This window comes from Enterovibrio norvegicus DSM 15893, from assembly GCF_900115495.1.
GTDB classification, from domain to species: domain Bacteria; phylum Pseudomonadota; class Gammaproteobacteria; order Enterobacterales; family Vibrionaceae; genus Enterovibrio; species Enterovibrio norvegicus.
Genome location: NZ_FOWR01000027.1, coordinates 47140 through 63170, shown reverse-complemented (window position 1 = coordinate 63170; position 16031 = coordinate 47140). Strand labels below are relative to the sequence as shown.

At 48.4% G+C, this 16031-nt stretch carries 19 protein-coding genes; 9 read left to right on the top strand and 10 right to left on the bottom strand.

Features of this window, described 5'->3' with window-relative positions; translation table 11 throughout:
• Positions 1 to 71: 71 nt before the first annotated feature.
• Genes BM082_RS16755 through BM082_RS16740 form a run of 4 tightly spaced genes read right to left on the bottom strand, consistent with a single transcriptional unit; the run spans position 72 to position 2496 of the window.
• A complete protein-coding gene (locus tag BM082_RS16755; RefSeq protein ID WP_017014247.1) occupies positions 72 to 284 on the bottom strand; it encodes a DUF2897 family protein in 213 nt (70 codons plus the stop codon).
• Positions 285 to 286: 2 nt separating this feature from the next.
• A complete protein-coding gene (locus BM082_RS16750; RefSeq protein ID WP_074927829.1) occupies positions 287 to 958 on the bottom strand; it encodes a M15 family metallopeptidase in 672 nt (223 codons plus the stop codon).
• The gene (gene dapE, locus BM082_RS16745) at positions 958 to 2091 is read right to left on the bottom strand and encodes a succinyl-diaminopimelate desuccinylase (RefSeq protein WP_017014246.1); all 1134 of its coding nucleotides are present in this window, start codon (positions 2089 to 2091) and stop codon (positions 958 to 960) included. Before dapE ends, BM082_RS16750 begins: the two co-directional genes overlap by 1 nt.
• Before the next feature lie 54 nt (positions 2092 to 2145).
• Positions 2146 to 2496: an ArsC family reductase gene (locus BM082_RS16740; RefSeq protein ID WP_017009006.1), complete on the bottom strand. Its 351-nt coding sequence runs from the start codon at positions 2494 to 2496 to the stop codon at positions 2146 to 2148.
• 220 nt (positions 2497 to 2716) lie between these two features.
• Here BM082_RS16740 and BM082_RS16735 point away from each other — a divergent pair, with 220 nt between their 5' ends.
• The 3 genes from BM082_RS16735 to BM082_RS16725 all read left to right on the top strand — a co-directional run bounded on the left by BM082_RS16735 (position 2717) and on the right by BM082_RS16725 (position 5134).
• Positions 2717 to 3034, top strand: a complete 318-nt coding sequence (locus BM082_RS16735) for an ArsR/SmtB family transcription factor (protein ID WP_017014245.1) — start codon at positions 2717 to 2719, stop codon at positions 3032 to 3034.
• 205 nt (positions 3035 to 3239) lie between these two features.
• The gene (locus BM082_RS16730) at positions 3240 to 3521 is read left to right on the top strand and encodes a winged helix-turn-helix domain-containing protein (protein WP_017009008.1); all 282 of its coding nucleotides are present in this window, start codon (positions 3240 to 3242) and stop codon (positions 3519 to 3521) included.
• Between the two features lie 383 nt (positions 3522 to 3904).
• Positions 3905 to 5134, top strand: coding sequence for a polyhydroxyalkanoate depolymerase (locus tag BM082_RS16725; protein WP_017014244.1), 1230 nt, complete (start codon positions 3905 to 3907; stop codon positions 5132 to 5134).
• 58 nt (positions 5135 to 5192) lie between these two features.
• Here the strand turns inward: BM082_RS16725 and BM082_RS16720 are convergent, their stop codons facing one another.
• Genes BM082_RS16720 through BM082_RS16710 form a run of 3 tightly spaced genes read right to left on the bottom strand, consistent with a single transcriptional unit; the run spans position 5193 to position 6388 of the window.
• The gene (locus tag BM082_RS16720; RefSeq protein ID WP_017009010.1) at positions 5193 to 5555 is read right to left on the bottom strand and encodes an MmcQ/YjbR family DNA-binding protein; all 363 of its coding nucleotides are present in this window, start codon (positions 5553 to 5555) and stop codon (positions 5193 to 5195) included.
• A 27-nt stretch (positions 5556 to 5582) separates the two neighbouring features.
• Positions 5583 to 6023 (bottom strand): DUF1499 domain-containing protein, encoded by a 441-nt coding sequence (locus BM082_RS16715; protein WP_017009011.1) that lies wholly within the window; start codon positions 6021 to 6023, stop codon positions 5583 to 5585.
• A gap of 23 nt (positions 6024 to 6046) precedes the next feature.
• Positions 6047 to 6388, bottom strand: coding sequence for a DUF2956 domain-containing protein (locus BM082_RS16710; protein WP_017009012.1), 342 nt, complete (start codon positions 6386 to 6388; stop codon positions 6047 to 6049).
• A gap of 109 nt (positions 6389 to 6497) precedes the next feature.
• On the opposite strand from BM082_RS16710, the gene BM082_RS16705 reads away from it, so the two are divergent.
• The 6 genes from BM082_RS16705 (at position 6498) to BM082_RS16680 (ending at position 11815) form a co-directional block, all read left to right on the top strand.
• Positions 6498 to 6644 (top strand): heavy metal-binding domain-containing protein, encoded by a 147-nt coding sequence (locus BM082_RS16705; protein ID WP_017009013.1) that lies wholly within the window; start codon positions 6498 to 6500, stop codon positions 6642 to 6644.
• A gap of 207 nt (positions 6645 to 6851) precedes the next feature.
• Entirely contained in the window at positions 6852 to 7343 is a 492-nt protein-coding gene (locus BM082_RS16700; protein WP_017009014.1) for a DUF2919 domain-containing protein, read from the top strand.
• A complete protein-coding gene (locus BM082_RS16695; RefSeq protein ID WP_017009015.1) occupies positions 7340 to 7735 on the top strand; it encodes a hypothetical protein in 396 nt (131 codons plus the stop codon). The genes BM082_RS16700 and BM082_RS16695 overlap by 4 nt, the downstream gene beginning before the upstream one ends.
• A 123-nt stretch (positions 7736 to 7858) precedes the next feature.
• A complete protein-coding gene (locus BM082_RS16690; RefSeq protein ID WP_074927827.1) occupies positions 7859 to 8758 on the top strand; it encodes a Dyp-type peroxidase in 900 nt (299 codons plus the stop codon).
• A gap of 286 nt (positions 8759 to 9044) precedes the next feature.
• Entirely contained in the window at positions 9045 to 9356 is a 312-nt protein-coding gene (locus BM082_RS16685; RefSeq protein WP_017016930.1) for a PTS fructose transporter subunit IIB, read from the top strand.
• A 2-nt stretch (positions 9357 to 9358) separates the two neighbouring features.
• Complete coding sequence (locus tag BM082_RS16680) at positions 9359 to 11815, top strand: beta-mannosidase (RefSeq protein WP_074927825.1); 2457 nt, start codon at positions 9359 to 9361, stop codon at positions 11813 to 11815.
• A 166-nt stretch (positions 11816 to 11981) separates the two neighbouring features.
• Here BM082_RS16680 and BM082_RS16675 read toward each other — a convergent pair whose 3' ends face one another.
• The 3 genes from BM082_RS16675 to BM082_RS16665 form a co-directional block, all read right to left on the bottom strand.
• Positions 11982 to 12776 (bottom strand): MurR/RpiR family transcriptional regulator, encoded by a 795-nt coding sequence (locus tag BM082_RS16675; RefSeq protein WP_026024929.1) that lies wholly within the window; start codon positions 12774 to 12776, stop codon positions 11982 to 11984.
• Between the two features lie 54 nt (positions 12777 to 12830).
• Positions 12831 to 15494: a glycoside hydrolase family 38 N-terminal domain-containing protein gene (locus tag BM082_RS16670; protein ID WP_074927823.1), complete on the bottom strand. Its 2664-nt coding sequence runs from the start codon at positions 15492 to 15494 to the stop codon at positions 12831 to 12833.
• A gap of 85 nt (positions 15495 to 15579) precedes the next feature.
• A complete protein-coding gene (locus tag BM082_RS16665; protein WP_074927822.1) occupies positions 15580 to 16026 on the bottom strand; it encodes a PTS sugar transporter subunit IIA in 447 nt (148 codons plus the stop codon).
• Positions 16027 to 16031 lie beyond the last annotated feature (5 nt).

The following is a 16031-nucleotide window of genomic DNA, read 5'->3' as shown; positions in this document are numbered from 1 at the left end:
GGCAGTAAAAAAGCGACGTCAGGCGTCGCTTTTTTCCTTTTAGCATGGAGAGTCAATTGACGAATCTGGGCTTACCAAAAAGAGGACTTGTCATCTTCGTCATCCTCTTTGTTGGTTTGAGCGGTCTTTTTCTGCTCTTCACCTTGTTTATTGGTGTCATCAGTTTTGGGCTTTTGTTTCATCCCAAACTTCGCATTTGCGGTGTACTTGAGCGCCATGATGTTACTGACCACAACCGCGACCACGATGAAAATAATCACATAAGGGTTGGTTAGAAAATCCATGATCAGGCCTCACACACATTAGAAATGTACTGTGAATATATCCAATTCAGCATGGGAAGGATAGTTTCTCGCCCTTGTATGTCGGATGACGCAATCACGGCACTCAGCGTTTCTGGCGTGAGCTGCTCAAGCAAACCCTGTGTGGTGGCCTTGTGGCTAATATGCCAAGGTTCGAATGCCACGCCGCCTTTGTCTTCACGATAGGGAAGATAAAAGCCATATTGTTCGAGGTTATCCTCAAGCCAAGCAAACAACGGTGCTTGATGACCTGAAAGGTACTCCCAAGGCTCCAATTGCAAAGAGACACTTTGTGGCAAAAGGTTCGTCGCATATACGTCGATATCCGTGCCCCAATGGTGTCGACTTGCGCCGGGAAGCGCTGACCATCGAAGTATCGCACGCACTTTCTCGTCATCACTTAGACGTGAAGGGTCGAGTGAGGTACCTGCATCATCGAGGATTGGCCTAAGACCCATGAACTTGTTGTTCCAAATCATCTGCTGACGGGCGAAGTCTCGAAAGCTGCTAGCAATTGCAAGTTCGAACCCGGCGGCCTGCGCAGCGGTTTGAAGGCGGATGAAATCCGCCTTCACGTCAGCGTGCAGCAAGAAGTCACCATGAGAAACAAGGTGTTCTTGTGTTTGACCGGTCAGCGACGCAACACTCCAATGCATTAGGCGAGCGCTTTCTCTAGGACTTTCTGGTACATGTCTGTGAGCTTTTCTAAATCGGCAATTTTCACGCACTCGTTCACTTTGTGGATAGTGGCGTTAACAGGGCCGAGTTCGATCACTTGTGTGCCCATTTGTGCAATAAAGCGTCCGTCAGACGTGCCGCCAGTGGTCAGCAATTCAGGTTTTTGATGGTTTACTTCGTCAACGGCTTTGACGACCGCGTCCAACAAGGTGCCTGTGTCCGTAAGGAATGGGTGGCCGCTAAACGTCCATGCCAAATCGTATTCTAGGCCGTGTGCATCAAGCACCGAGTGAATGCGTGATTTGATGTCATCAACTGTCGATTCAGTGCTAAAACGCAGGTTGAATTGCACATGAAAGTCGCCCGGAATAACGTTGCTTGCGCCTGTCCCTGACGCCACATTCGGGATCTGGAAACTGGTTGGTGGGAAGTAGGCATTGCCTTGGTCCCATTGTGTTGCCGCTAATTCAGCAAGCGCAGGTAACGCTTGGTGAATAGGGTTACGTGCCAGTTGCGGGTAAGCAACGTGTCCTTGGATCCCTTTGATGATGACGTCGCCAGTGATTGAGCCTCGACGGCCGTTTTTCACGACATCACCCACTGCGTGTGTGCTTGATGGTTCGCCGACAATGCACATATCAATGATTTCGTTACGCTCGACCAAGGTGTCCACCACGCGGGTCGTACCATTGATAAACGGCCCTTCTTCATCTGACGTGATCAAGAAAGCGATAGAACCTTTGTGGTCAGGGTTTTCAGCCACAAAACGTTCTGCCGCGATGACCATTGCCGCCAGTGAGCCTTTCATGTCAGCCGCGCCGCGCCCGTGAAGGTAGCCATCAATAACAGTCGGCTCAAAAGGCGGTGTATGCCATTGTTCTACCGGGCCTGATGGCACAACGTCGGTATGACCTGCAAAGGCAAATAATGGTGCTTCTGTGCCACGACGAGCCCAAAGGTTCGTTGTGTCTTCGAACACTAAACGCTCGATAGAAAAACCAATCGCTTCTAGGCGAGAGATCATCAATTCTTGGCACCCTTCATCGATAGGGGTGACGGATGGGCGGCCGATTAAATCCTTGGCCAAAGACAATACAGCACTGTCTGTCATGGGGGAGTGTGTCCTTTCTGCTTATCGAATTCTATAAAGTGTTCTACGCGTCGGTTATTCTGCGAAAATGTCTGCGTACTCAGCGGGTTTAAAGCCGAGATGGTATTTGCCAGCGTGCGCAAGCAATGGGCGTTTTATCATTGCAGGTTGAACCAACATTAGCGCGATAGCGTTAGATTCATCTAAGTTGTTCTTTTGCTCTTCTGTCAATGCGCGAAATGTGGTGCCGCGTTTATTGACCAGTGCTTCCCAGCCCAATTCATTGACAAATTTCTTTAGCATTTCCTGATCAATGCCATCTTTACGGTAATCGTGAAACGTAAAAGGTTTTCCTTCGGCTTCCAGCCATTTCAGGGCTTTTTTTATCGTGTCACAATTCTTGATACCGTAAACCATCGTGCTCATTGATTGCTTCCTTTTTGCGTTAGGTTTTAGGGTGCTAGATTGACATTCCACCGTGTCGAAAGCAAGGCAGAGAGGGTAATCCTCGTGCGATTCATCGTTTTCTCACACCTCGATAATTGTGCCAATACCTGATCGTTATATCACTTATGGCTAAATTAGATTTGATTCATCTACGGGTAATTAGCTATATCTATAAAGAGTCATATTTTTAGGGGGTAGTGTGGATAGCGATCTGATTGATGACGCCAAAGAGGCAGCAGAAGTGTTGCGTATTCTTTCGCATCCTGAGCGATTGATTGTGCTATGTCAGTTGCGAGAAGGAGAAAGGAATGTCTCTCAGCTTTTAGAAAATAGTACGTTGAGCCAATCTGCGTTCTCTCAGCACCTCACGGTACTGCGTCAAGCTAACCTTGTTACGACCCGTAAATCTTCTCAATCGGTGTATTACAGCCTTTCCGCACCAAAGGTTAAGCACTTGATAGACGCGATTCAGAGCGCATGGTGTGAGCGACAGAACAAACGTACTCTAAAGAAATAACAGGCTTTTTCCGCGCTACCGTTATATACCCAAACAAACTCTCGCTGAACAAGCATCTTGAGGTTGTTTGGGTATAGATGTAGAGATCACAACCTTCAATAACTGAAAGTTTGTATGCCGTTGAATACGTGTTCCTTTTGATCGAGCGCAATACCTTGATTGCATTTCGTTGAATAATGAAGACAGTGCATTTTAGGAGGTCTCAATGGAACTGAATCCGGTTTTTGCAAGAAGACTGTATCTCGCAAGTCTTGTCGAAGAAATGGAACGCCCAAACGTTCCACGCTTAATTGAAGCCACAGGCTGGCCACGTCGTACTATTCAAGACGTGATCAAATCCTTAGCGGGCTTAGGGATTGAGCTGGCATTTATTCAAGACGGCCGACGTCACAATGATGGCTACTATCGCCTCACTGACTGGGGACCGTTCAAACGCGAGTGGGTGGAAGAGCGTAAAGGCGATATCGTCTATACCTTGACCAGCTAAGCGCAAAAGACAATGCCAAGTTAGTTGAAGATGCAGCTCGGCCACAAGAGAATGAACGCCAATCGTTTTTCGGCAGATGCTGAAAACATGGTTGGGTCAAACCCATGTAAATGACAATCAGTCTGTCAGGCTGCAACTTCTCTTTATTCTGCTTCACTCGCTATAGGGAATGCCTCTTTTCCTCTGGGTGATGGATTCCTCACGCGTTAAATATCCTCTTTTCTTCCTCATTTTTACGAATATTTCGTGTTGTTCTCCCGGCAAACCCAATGAAAATGGGCGTGTACTGTCGTGCTCAAATTCTGGTCTAGTATGTTAATTGCGTGACTACTCAATAAGTTATTGGGTCGTCATTTAAAGCGGTTAATAGAAAGGGTGGAAGGATGCTTTATCAACTCAATGCTGCGTACATGGAATCGATTAAACCTCTTAACAGCTGGGCCAAGTTTGTTCGAGATGTGAATGCGGCACCGTGGAATGGTTTTCGAATGTTTTCAGCGAACCGGAGTTTTGATGCTTCGATGGAGTTGATTGAGAGACTCACTGACTGCTATGACGAACCCGCGTGGGAGCTCGACTTCACTGAAATAGACGGCGACAACGTTGCGATTCAATACAATGTCATTGCCAATAAGCCGTTCTGTAACCTGCTGCATTTTCGTCGCAGCAAAGCGCAACCCAATCAACCTCGTGTGCTGTTTGTCGCACCGTTGTCCGGTCATTTTGCCACCTTGTTGCGAGGAACGATCCGAGAATTTTTGCCCGATCACGATGTTTATGTTACGGACTGGCGCAATGCGCGTGATGTGCCAGTTAGTGAGGGGGAATTTCACTTCGATGATTATGTTGACTACCTGATAGAGTTCCTTGAGATGTTGGGGCCTGATACTCACACCGTGGCCGTATGTCAGCCTTGTATCCCGTTGATGGTTGCTACATCCCTTATGTCAGCCAAGAATAACCCTGCAACACCTGCCACTATGACCTTGATGGGTGGGCCTATCGATACGCGTATCAATCCTACTGAAGTGAATGACTACGCCAGTGGAAAAGACGCCGACTGGTTTGAATCGAATGTGATTTGTACTGTGCCTGACAACTTTGAAGGGGCGGGGCAATTGGTGTATCCGGGCTTTGTGCAATTGTCGGGATTTATGTCGATGAACCTCGATAGCCATGTGCAAAAACACTTCAAGTTTTTCGATGATTTGATCAAAGGTGACGGGGACAATGCGGAAGCACACCGTAAATTTTACAACGAGTACCTCGCGGTGATGGATCTGCCTGCGCACTACTATTTGGATACGATCAGAAAGGTATTTTTAGAGCAAGATCTGGCCAACAACACCATGACATATCGCGGCACAGCTGTCGATATGGCAGACATTACACGAACGGCCATTTTCACTGTTGAAGGTGAGGTGGATGACATTACTGGGCGAGGGCAAACGGCCGCCGCGCTCGACTTATGCCACAAGTTGCCAACATCCAAAAAGGCGCACCTTGAACAAGAAGGTGTCGGACATTACGGAATTTTCAATGGTAGGCGTTATCGAGAGTTCATTGCGCCAGCCATTAAAGCTTTTGTGAAAAAACACAAAGCGGGAAAGTAGAAAACCACCACAGGACATAGAACGGAAAACGGTCAGTCAGCTAAGCGGGCTGACCGTTTTATTTTGTCTCTGGCGTGTCTTCAGGTCTCAATGATTTTTGGACATACTTGGGAAGTTTATCCACCACCAAATGCCAAGATTGCGAAATGAGGTTTTGAAGCTCAGCGCATGGAAGTGGACAGCTTTCGCCAAACTCAATCCAACCGACACGTGCAAGGTGCGGTGCCGGACGGCAACCTGGAATATCAGCCATCATCAAAAAATGCTCATCAGGCACTTTGCAGGCCATTTTGTTGCCGTCATAGAAAATGCACACCATCTTTGTTTTGTGCACGCTATACACCTCTACACCGCCCCACTTTATGTCGAAGCGAATGCCGATGAGGGCATCACAATGTGCTTTTAATGCAGCGATATCCATGTTTATGTCGGTTGCCTATTTTACGACTTATAAAATCAAGCCCGCTTCTTTCAAGCTTTGACGTAACGCTTCTGCACGTTTGCGGTTCGCACTGAAATCTGAATAACCCACACGAGACTCTGAACGCACAATCAAATTGTCACCATCAATACGCAGTTCAAGATCGTCCACGAAACGGAAGACACTGCTCACCGATTCAATGCGTGCGTAATCTTTTGCGCGATCACCAGAGCGAGAACCTGGCAGTGTCAGTGCGACTTCGATAATTTGCGATATCGTGACATCGTCAGACACTAGGGTAAAAGGCGCTAACTGGTAATCTTCTCGTTCATCAAGCGTGGATACACAGTTTGGCTTATCACCACAAGGCGTGAGCGATTTGTCTGTCATGGCGGTATCTCCTTGAGCGCAACCGACGGATAACAAAAGTCCAAGGCTTGTGAGTGAGCCAATTATCGTTTTTTTCATAGGGCCTTCCTTGTAGGGGCTTCTTAGCGAGCGATAAAGTAAAAGGCGGCAAATCCAAGCCAACTCAGTACGAGCAACACCCAAGGTAGGGAGGATGTGTGTGTTGAGTCGCTGTGCGATACCACTACTTCGCGATCAGCTTGCTGAGATTGTTCGCCTGCGTTTTTAACTTTGATTTGTTTCTTACGTTCTTTGTCACGATCACGCGCTTTGACTTTTTGCTGTTTTTTATAAAGCGCGATGCCTTTTTCAATACCTTGTGCAATGAGCTTAGTTTGCTCTTTTGATTGCCCAGGCTTTTGCGTCGCTTTTGCGATTTTCATCGCTTCATTTTGCGTCTCTGGAGAGGGGGTTGGATTGCTCATCATACTGTTCTTGTTCACTTGTTAGTCTGGATTATACCTTTGATAACAATATGCCACGAAACCAAAATCCACTATTCGTGTCAAAGTTCCAAATATAGGAAAAGAAGACATGGTCATGATCTTAACCACGACACCTTTGGTGGAAGGGAAAAGTATCACGGAATACCTCGGCGTCGTTGTTGGATACGCGATACTTGGCAAGAACTTGTTTAAAGGTATCTTCGCCAGCGTTCGTGATATTGTCGGCGCGCGCTAAGAGGCTTGCAGAGGGTAAGTGTCAGTGACACTGCAATAAATGTGATGCACATAAAATCCCGCAGTGAAACTGCCTGCGCTGCCCCGCAATTTTCTGCGTCAACACTATGCCGTCCGTGTAAATATTGAGACAGTGAATACGTGGTTGATGAACATTGTTTTATTGGCCGTACCGTAATAAAGAGGGGCTGCAGGCCCTAAAACATGAATGAATACACCTTTGTACCAATCACCTGATTATTTCGACAAACATGGCAACGCGAAGCCCGCGCTTTTTTTCTGGCTCGCGTGTATTTTTCTCGCGAGAGCGTGGATTGTGTTTGTCATTGCTGGCGTAAGCCGCGAACAAGGCGCTGATATGCTTGCCTTGATTTACCCAAACCATGACGCGCTCTATATGGGGTTAGCGGTCGGTTTTCCTTCCGTCGCATTAATGCTAATGGCAGGTAACCTGCACCGATACCCGAGGGTGATAGAAAGTGTCTGGCATTGGGGAAGAGCCATTTTATTAGCAGCGTTTAGCTGCGACTTAGTACTACAAATTAAGCATTTAACTGTTGGGCACTGGCGTTTTCATTGGAGCAGTGCGGTGACATTACTGATTGCGCTTTGGCTAGTGATCTACTTATTAAGAAGCCGTCGCATTCAGTTTCTATTTGCTTCTCCGATTTACCGAGAAACAGAAAGAGAAAAAAAATGAACGAGTGGAAGAAAGGACTTGTCCTGTTTAGCGCAATGCTTAGCCCGTTAGCCATGGCTGACTGGCAAGTAGACGTGAACTTTGAAATTGATCGCGCAGGTAAACATCAACGTGCGCAAAGCTCGGTATCGCTGATCCCGGGTGAAGAAACCATTCTATTTGAAAACAGCCAACAGCACGGCGTATTGATTGGTAAAGCCGAGCTGCTTGAAGTAACGGCTGATGAAGTCAAAATTTCTCTGCTTATCCAAGAGCAATGCAGCGACGGAAAATGGCGCACAATCATGTCTCCTGTTGTTCAGGCTGGATTGAACGCACCAACCTCTATCGAATGTGCTAACACACAGCGTGATGAGTTGGCGTCTTTGAAAGTCGAAATAACGTCTGTTTAATCATCATCTCGTCACGTTTCCAGATCTAGGACAAAGTCTGAGCATTTCCCTGCTACTATGCTTGGACTTTTCGCACTATCAGACTTAAGAAGCTGAAAGAGCTGTATTTATCTGGAGGTAACAATGGCGGTATCCCAGCCAGCAATCGTGGCCGACGCAGGGCCATTTGCACTGTACGTATTGTTCAAAGTCACCGGTTCAGCATCTGCTGTTCTTGGGCGCTCTCGTGACGTGCATACGCTTGTTGATGACATCAACTCCAACCAGCCTGGCAGTAACATGAAAGCGGCCGTGTCGTTCACACCTGCATTTTGCCAAGCCAATAACATCGTAACCCCTGACGATTTTACGCCTTTCCAAGCACTTGGTGAAGGTGACACACATGCACCAGCAACGGATTGTGATGTGTTGCTGCACGTACACTCAACGCGTCATGACCTGAACTTCTATCTACTGAGAAAGTTCCTTGAAAACATCGGCTCAGACGTTACGGTTGTGGATGAAACCTATGGTTACCGCTACTTGGATTCTCGTGACATGACGGGTTTCATTGATGGAACGGAAAACCCAGAAGGTGAAGACGACCGTCGTGCAGTTGCCATCATTGCTGATGGTGAATGTGCGGGCGGCAGCGTTGTCATGATGCAGCGTTATGTGCACCGCCTAAACGCGTGGGAACCTCTGTCAGTCAAACAGCAAGAGAAAATCATCGGTCGTACCAAGTCTGACTCTATCGAGTTGGATGATGTGCCTGCGACATCGCACGTAGGACGTGTTGATATCAAAGAAGATGGCAAAGGCCTAAAAATGGTCAGACATAGCCTGCCTTATGGCTCAGTGTCGGGCGATCATGGTTTGCTGTTTATTGCCTACTGCCACACGCAACATGTTCACAAAACGATGCTAGAAAGCATGTTCGGCGAGCGTGATGGCAAAACGGACATGATGCTGCGTTTCACAACACCAGTGACAGGCGCGTATTTCTTCGCACCGTCTATGGATGCATTAAGCAAGATCGCATAGTTTATCGATGCATCTTAGAGAACAGAAAGCACTGCCAATGGGCGGTGCTTTTTTTGTTTTTAAAGGGAGGGAAGGCGGGTAAGTCATAGGCATTGGCGTCGATGGTGCCGGTGTTTTTCCTCGATTTGTGACTGATGCAAAACAATCATTTTTACTAAGTTTGACCGCGCTTTGCTTTTGCGACACATCATAAAAATGTCCAGTGAATCTCACTCGACGCACCCTCGCTCAGTGTGGTGATCTTCAGGGTAATAACGTTATAAAAACAGACGTGCTGGAGAAGATCATGAACATTGTTGCCATTACTGCCTGCCCTTCAGGTGTTGCCCATACTTACATGGCCGCTGAATCATTAGAACAAGCTGCGATTGCTCGCGGGTTGACCATTAAAGTTGAAACCCAAGGTGCGCTTGGGGCGGAAAACGAAATTACATTAGACGATGTGGAAAACGCCGATGTGGTCATCGTGACGACTGACATTGAACTGGCGGGCATGTCTCGCTTTGATGGCAAAACCATCGTCGAAACAACGGTGAAAAAGCTGGTGGTGAGTGCCGCTGAAATACTGGATGCAGCTTGTGACGTAGCGGTGGCCTAACCATGACCATGTTGAAACTAGACGGCCAATGGCAACTCACTTCTTTGATGGATGCGTCCATCGTTGCCCTTATCACCTTGCCGGGCGATGTGCACAGTGCGTTGCTTGCTGCGGACATTATTCCTGACCCTTACCTTGGCTGTAATGAAACCAAGGTGCAGTGGGTGGGCGAACACGATTGGGTGCTTGAGAAAACCTTCATCGCAGATGCCGATCTTCTGAGTGCGAAGGCAGTGGACCTGATCTTGAGCATGGTCGATACCATGGCTGAGATTGTGTTGAACGGCGAAACTATATTGCTGTGCAGCAACATGTTCCGCCATTACCGCCGCGATGTTCGCCCGTATTTGTGCAACGGTGAAAATACACTGAAAATCACGCTTAAACGCGCAGACATTGAAGCCAAAGCACGTGCTGAGCGCTTGCCTTTCCCTGTGCCTTGGGCGGTGGGTAACAACCAGATTCCACACATGAATACCTTGCGTAAAACCCAGTGTCATTCAGGCTGGGATTGGGGCATTTGCTTATTGGTGAGTGGTATTTACGACAGCATTCGCTTGCAACCTGTGTCTGAGGTGCGTCTTCAACAGGTCCGTTCTACACAGCAATGGCACAGCGATGGCAGTTGTGATGTCACGGCCATCATTTCTGCAGAACAGATCAGCCCTGATAATGACGCTCAGATTGAATGTTGTTTGGTTAGCCCTGATGGTGAGCGCATGTCGCAATCTGTTGCGTTAACGGGCACAGAGGTGGAATGTTGTTTTCGCATGGCGCAACCTAAACGCTGGTGGCCTGCGGGTTACGGCGAACAACCGCTCTATACACTGACAGTGACAACAGATGCTCAAACCATTGAGAAACGCTTGGGTCTTCGCGAGCTGTATTTAGAAACGGGCGAAGACGACGTGGGTGCGGCGATGACGTTTGTCGTCAACGACAAAGCCATCATGGCGAAAGGCGCGAACTGGATCCCACTGGATGCGATGCCTGGCAAGCAAACGCCTGATCATTACCGACGCTTGTTGGAAGATGCGAAAGCCGCGAACATGAACATGATCCGTGTTTGGGGTGGCGGCATGTATGAGCGCGATACCTTCTATGATCTGTGTGACGAGCTAGGTCTGTTGGTGTGGCAAGATTTGATGTTCTCATGCGCCTTGTACCCGTCGACACCTGATTTCCTCCGCGACGTAGAACAAGAGATCACCGAACAAGTTCGCCGTCTGAGCGATCATCCATCGTTGGCGTTATGGTGTGGCGATAACGAAGTGATCGGCGCGATCAATTGGTACCCAGAATCCCGCGCGAATCGCGAAAAATACGTGGTGAATTACGATCGTTTAAGCCGTGTTCTGCAAGAAGTGGTTGAGCGCGAAGACACCAGCCGCCGTTTCTGGGCGAGCTCGCCATGTAATGGTGAGTTGGACTTTGGTGATGCGTGGCATGACGACAACAAAGGTGACATGCACTTTTGGGATGTGTGGCATTCCGGCAAATCCTTCGATGCCTACAGCAGCATTAAGCCGCGTTTTTGTAGTGAGTTTGGCTATCAGTCTTGGCCGTCATTACCAACGGTAAAAACCTTTGCATCAGAGGAAGAGTGGAACGTTACTTCTCCTACTTTTGAGCAACACCAGAAAAATGGCCGTGGGAATAGCATCATCACTGAAATGTTCACACGCTATTTCCGTTTCCCTTCTGACTTCTCTCAGATGCTCTATTTAAGTCAGGTTCAACAAGCGCTAGCCATTAAAACGGCGAGCGAATACTGGCGTGCGAATAAGCCTGTTTGTCGCGGTATCTTGTATTGGCAATTGAATGATTGCTGGCCTGTCAGCTCTTGGTCGAGCATTGAATACACAGGGCGTTGGAAGCAGTTGCATTACCATGCCAAACGCTTCTTCGCGCAGCAATTGGCGGTGTTTGTGGATGAAGAAAACACGGTGCGATTGAATGTGATTAATGATGAACACCGTTGCTTGGCAGCAAAAGGTCAAGTGACTTGGTATGACTGGCACGGCGAAGTGATCGACACATGGCCGATTGAGAGCATGTTGGGTGAAGACGATAACCAAGTGGTATGGCAGTGTGACCGCAACGTGATTAACGAGCGCAAGCACGAAGGCTTCTTCCATGCGGTTGTCGAGTGTGATGGTCAAACCTTTACCAACATGTGGTTTGACGATGCATACAAGCGCCTGCCATTACCTAAAGCGAACATCGAAACCAAGGTGGAAGAGGTGGATGGTCGTGTGATGGTGACCTTGAGTGCCGACAAACCAGCCTTCTTTGTTCATCCTGAATTTGATGGCGAAGGCGGTGATACCGGACGTTTTGATGACTCAAGCGTTACCTTGTTGCCCTCTCAGCCTATTACCTTGGAATACACGGGGAATACATCCGCTGAACAGGTGAAAGCAGGATTAACGGTGTACCACTTAGCGGCGAGTTACTGAGTTAAATTGATAGCAAAAAGCCCTCTTCGGAGGGCTTTTTTGTTGCTGGTCAAACAGAGACTGGGCCAAATAGAGGCAGGGGAATACAGAGGTTGGGGCAAGTAGAGGCAGGGGAATACAGAGGTTGGGGCAAGTAGATGCTAAAGGAAAAGGAATTCGAGATGAATTATTTTCCAAATGGCGCTTCGGTAGACACCCAGTTTTTAATCGTCTCTCGGTCAAGTGATACGTAATGATAGTAAAGGTGGTCTATGGCCATCAGCATAGGCAGTTGGGCTGAAATCATACCGGTACGTTCTTCACCATTGAGCGAGGCAGTGAGCAAGGTTGCCGTTGCTGATTGTGACATTTTTGATTTCGGGTTCGCCGAGATCAGATAGGTTTCGATACCGCGGCGTGTCAGGTTTTTCACCACCTTCGCCATGTCATCATTTTGCGCATTTAAACTCAGCACGATCACCAGGTTGTCGGTCGTCAAAATGTCTTGGTACATTTGCATGGAGTTCGTGTCTTGCACCACTTCGACAAACTTGCCGAGTCGTCCAAAACGGAATTTGAAATCAGCCCCTGCAAGAGCACTGAATCCGGTGCCATACACATGGATGATTTGATGCCTTGCAATGGCGTGGGTGATTTGCTCGATAACGCCTGTATCAAGGCAGTGTTTTAGTTGCTGTAAAACATCGAAGTAATCTTGCTGCAGCCCATCATTCTCCGGTTTGGTGAGGGGGGTCGCGCTATCCAACTGCTCTTGATAGAGAAAGAGAAATTCTTTGAGGTTATTCAGGCCAATCTTTTGGCAAAATCGCGTGATAGAGGCGGTGGAGACACCAATGTCCGTCGCCAGTTCTTCAATGGTTTTGACAGGACGATGTGCGAGAAAATAATCCGCAATCTTGTTGTCGGTAGTGGTGAATTTGCTCCGTGCATATTCAAACAGCAATCCAATATCTTTGTTCATCAGTACCATAGGCCATCAATCATTCGCCCCACTACCGTAGGGCGAACGCTCCTCTTAATCAAGCATGATCTTAATGGTGCGGATTTGCTTCGCACGGAAGTCGCCAAGTTGAATCACATTGCCATCAACCACCAAGGTATTCAGAGTCTTGAGCATCAGGTTGGTATCCGCTGCGTTTTTGATTGTTGCATGCCCGACAGTGAGGCTGCCTGTGTTCTCAATGCTGTATTCCGATGGATTGAAAAGACGTACATACAGCGCGTTGTTGTCGAACTGGACACTGCTACAAACAAGATGCGGCGCATCAAGGGTAAACAGGCTGTCATTATCCTTCACCGCATTGTCGAGTTGATGCATGACAAAATATTTCAAGGTATTGGTGAATTGATTGAGCGTTTGCGCTTGATAGTAAGGCGTTTTCACACTCCACGTTTGCCATTGCTGCACAGCAGTCGCCGGCGAGAAACTTGGATCGATGTGTAGTCCCAGTGTGATGTGCTGGTGGCCTTTCATCTGGCTATCAGGGGTGGGGATGTATTTAAACTGCTGACCTGATGCAATTCCTGGGCGACGAAGTAGGTCGGGCTTGCCTAACCAACCCACGCTGCGGAACAGCGTGAGGGCGAGGGTGCCGCTTGGCTGTTCCGCGCTCTCGATAAGCACTTCATACTCTTTTATGCCTTGGGCGAACACCGTCAAACTGGCTTGCTCATCGTGCAGGTTGGCGTAGTTGATCATCGGGTAAATCCCGCAAGGCTCTTCTTTCCAGCCGCGCTCACGCCAATCCGCCAATTGCGTTTGGAACAATGGGCGACGCGCAAAGCCAAAGGGTGTATCCGCAATGCTTTCTTTCGCTTTGATTGGGCTGTTAATGACGATCTGTAGGCGATGATCGTCGGCTTGATTGTCGATGGTGACATCGATCTGCAAAGGCTGTTCATCGTTGGTGAGCGTCACGTTCACGGTGTACTCGCAAACAGTGTCGCGGAAGCCCTGAGCACGAGCCTCTAAGTTTTCTGGTAGCAACCATGAGCCTTTCAAGGTCATTTGTTGCTTACATTGACCGGATTGTGTCGTGCATGCTGCGTGACTGAATGACAAGGTGATCACCCAATCATTTTCAGGTGGTGAGTAGTCGTAGGTATCGCCATCGTCACCGCCATCACGCAACGTGAAGGCTTGCGGCCAATGCTGGCCTGTTTGCTTGTCAGTAAGGTTCAATTCGCCGTTTTGATAGTCGATACGGTATCGATCATTTTCGATGTGTTTCCCAAGAACCGTGGGTAGCACTAACGCATCTTTTTCTGCTACTTCTTGAATCACGAGAGACGTGAAACCTAATGCGGGAAGCGCATATTGAACGGCGATGTCGGTTTGGTAGTAGTAGCCATTCGGGTCATTGTCTTCGGGATTGCGTTGAATGCTGCCGTTGTAGTGTTGGGTTTGTGCAGTTACATCAAATGCTACGTTCTCACCCGCTAAGGTGCTTAGCGTGAATTGCGGCGATTTGGTTGAAAGCGTGATGTCTTGAACCTGCTCTCGTGAGACGGGCAGGGTATTGAACAAGGTCAGGCGCGTGCCGTTATCGAGTTCAGGTTGAGAATCCGCCAGTTTGCGTACCAAATAGTCTCGCGCTGCACTTGATGTTTGATCAACCTGTTCAAAGCGTTCAAGGATGATCTTGTTGGTTTTGTCCGTGTTGCAACCTCCGGCACTGTCGTGGGCATGATTGCGGGTCATGGTGCGCCAAAGGTTATTAATGAGTTCAGGCTGATAGCCGATACCATAACGGGTGGCCAGCGCCATAAGGGGCTCAAGCTCAAGGGTGATACGTCGCTCAAGCATATCGTTCAGGCGCTTATGATCGGCGCGTGACGAGTAAATGGAACGGTGGATTTTCGATACTTGCCCATCGATCATCTCGCCGCTCAGCGTGTCCATTGGCAGGTCTTGCGCATTAAGCGAGGCGAACAGTTTGTCGTAGCTGCTTTCAATCAGTTGGCTATCGATGTTGGCGTCTGCCAGCTTTTGATTAAACAGCGCAATGCGTTCTTTGACATTGCGATCAACGAAGCGTTGGTCGCCACCCAATGGCAGGGCAACGTGATCGCTAAGGCAGTCTTTCTCGACTTGGTTAGTTAGCGAGATAGCATCGTCGGAATAGATCAGTTGCCCGCCCACGTAATAGCCATCTTTGATGTTGTAGAAAAGCACATGGCTGCCGTCTTCACTTTGCCATTGACCTTCTCGGTACGGATAAACGTCCGTAGACAGTCCACGCCAAAAAACCGTTTTATCGATGCCGACACCGTTATAGATTTTTGGCATGTCCATGCTTTGACCAAAAGCGTCCGGCACATAGCCCAGCATTTCGCAGCCACCGAGTGATTCACCAAGACGAATACCCAGTTGCAGGTTTCGGATGATGGACTCACCCGAAATGATCAGTTGATCGGTTTGGCTATACCAAGGGCCGATCTTGAGTTTTCCGCTTTCGACCAAATGACAAAAACGTTCTTTGTGCTGCGGGCAGGCAGATAAATAATCTTCTACGATGCTCAGTTGTCCATCCAAGTAGTAGTTATCTACTTCGCCGTTCTCGAGCGCGTCCATCACTTCTTCGAGGTGATAGATCAATTGAATGAGCGATTCATGAGCGGAGAAGTACCACTCAAAATCCCAATGAGTATGGGAGATAACATGTAGTTGTTTTTTCATAAACCTGTCCGCTTTGGAATGCTATCCGCAGAATGTGAAGGTGCGGCTCGGCGAGCGGCACCCTCATGTCATTGGATATGTAAACTCACGCAATCACGTGTTGAATGGTATCTAAAATGGCTTGCGTGTCGTTCTGTTGTAGCGTGTTTCGAATGTCGGGTTTCATCATGGCGCGCGATAACTTCGTCAGCATCATTAGGCTTTCTTCTGCCCCTGATTCTGGAATCGCTAACGACACTGCCGTGGTGACAGGTTCATCGTCCATGGTGTCCCACTCGATAGGGTTGGCAAAATGCACCACAAAAATAGCCGGTGTTTTTACATGGGCTGATTTGCAGTGTGGCACTGCCATTCCGCCAAGAAACCCGGTGCTGTCATGCGCCTCACGCGCTTGCAACCCACGTGCAAAACCATCAACGCTGTCGATGTAACCCAGTTGATGGGCGTGCTCGGCAATGAACTGAAACGCTTGCTGCTGAGAGGTTGAGTGGGCGTCAGTCAGAATATGCTCGACGTTAAAGACGTTGTTCATCAGGG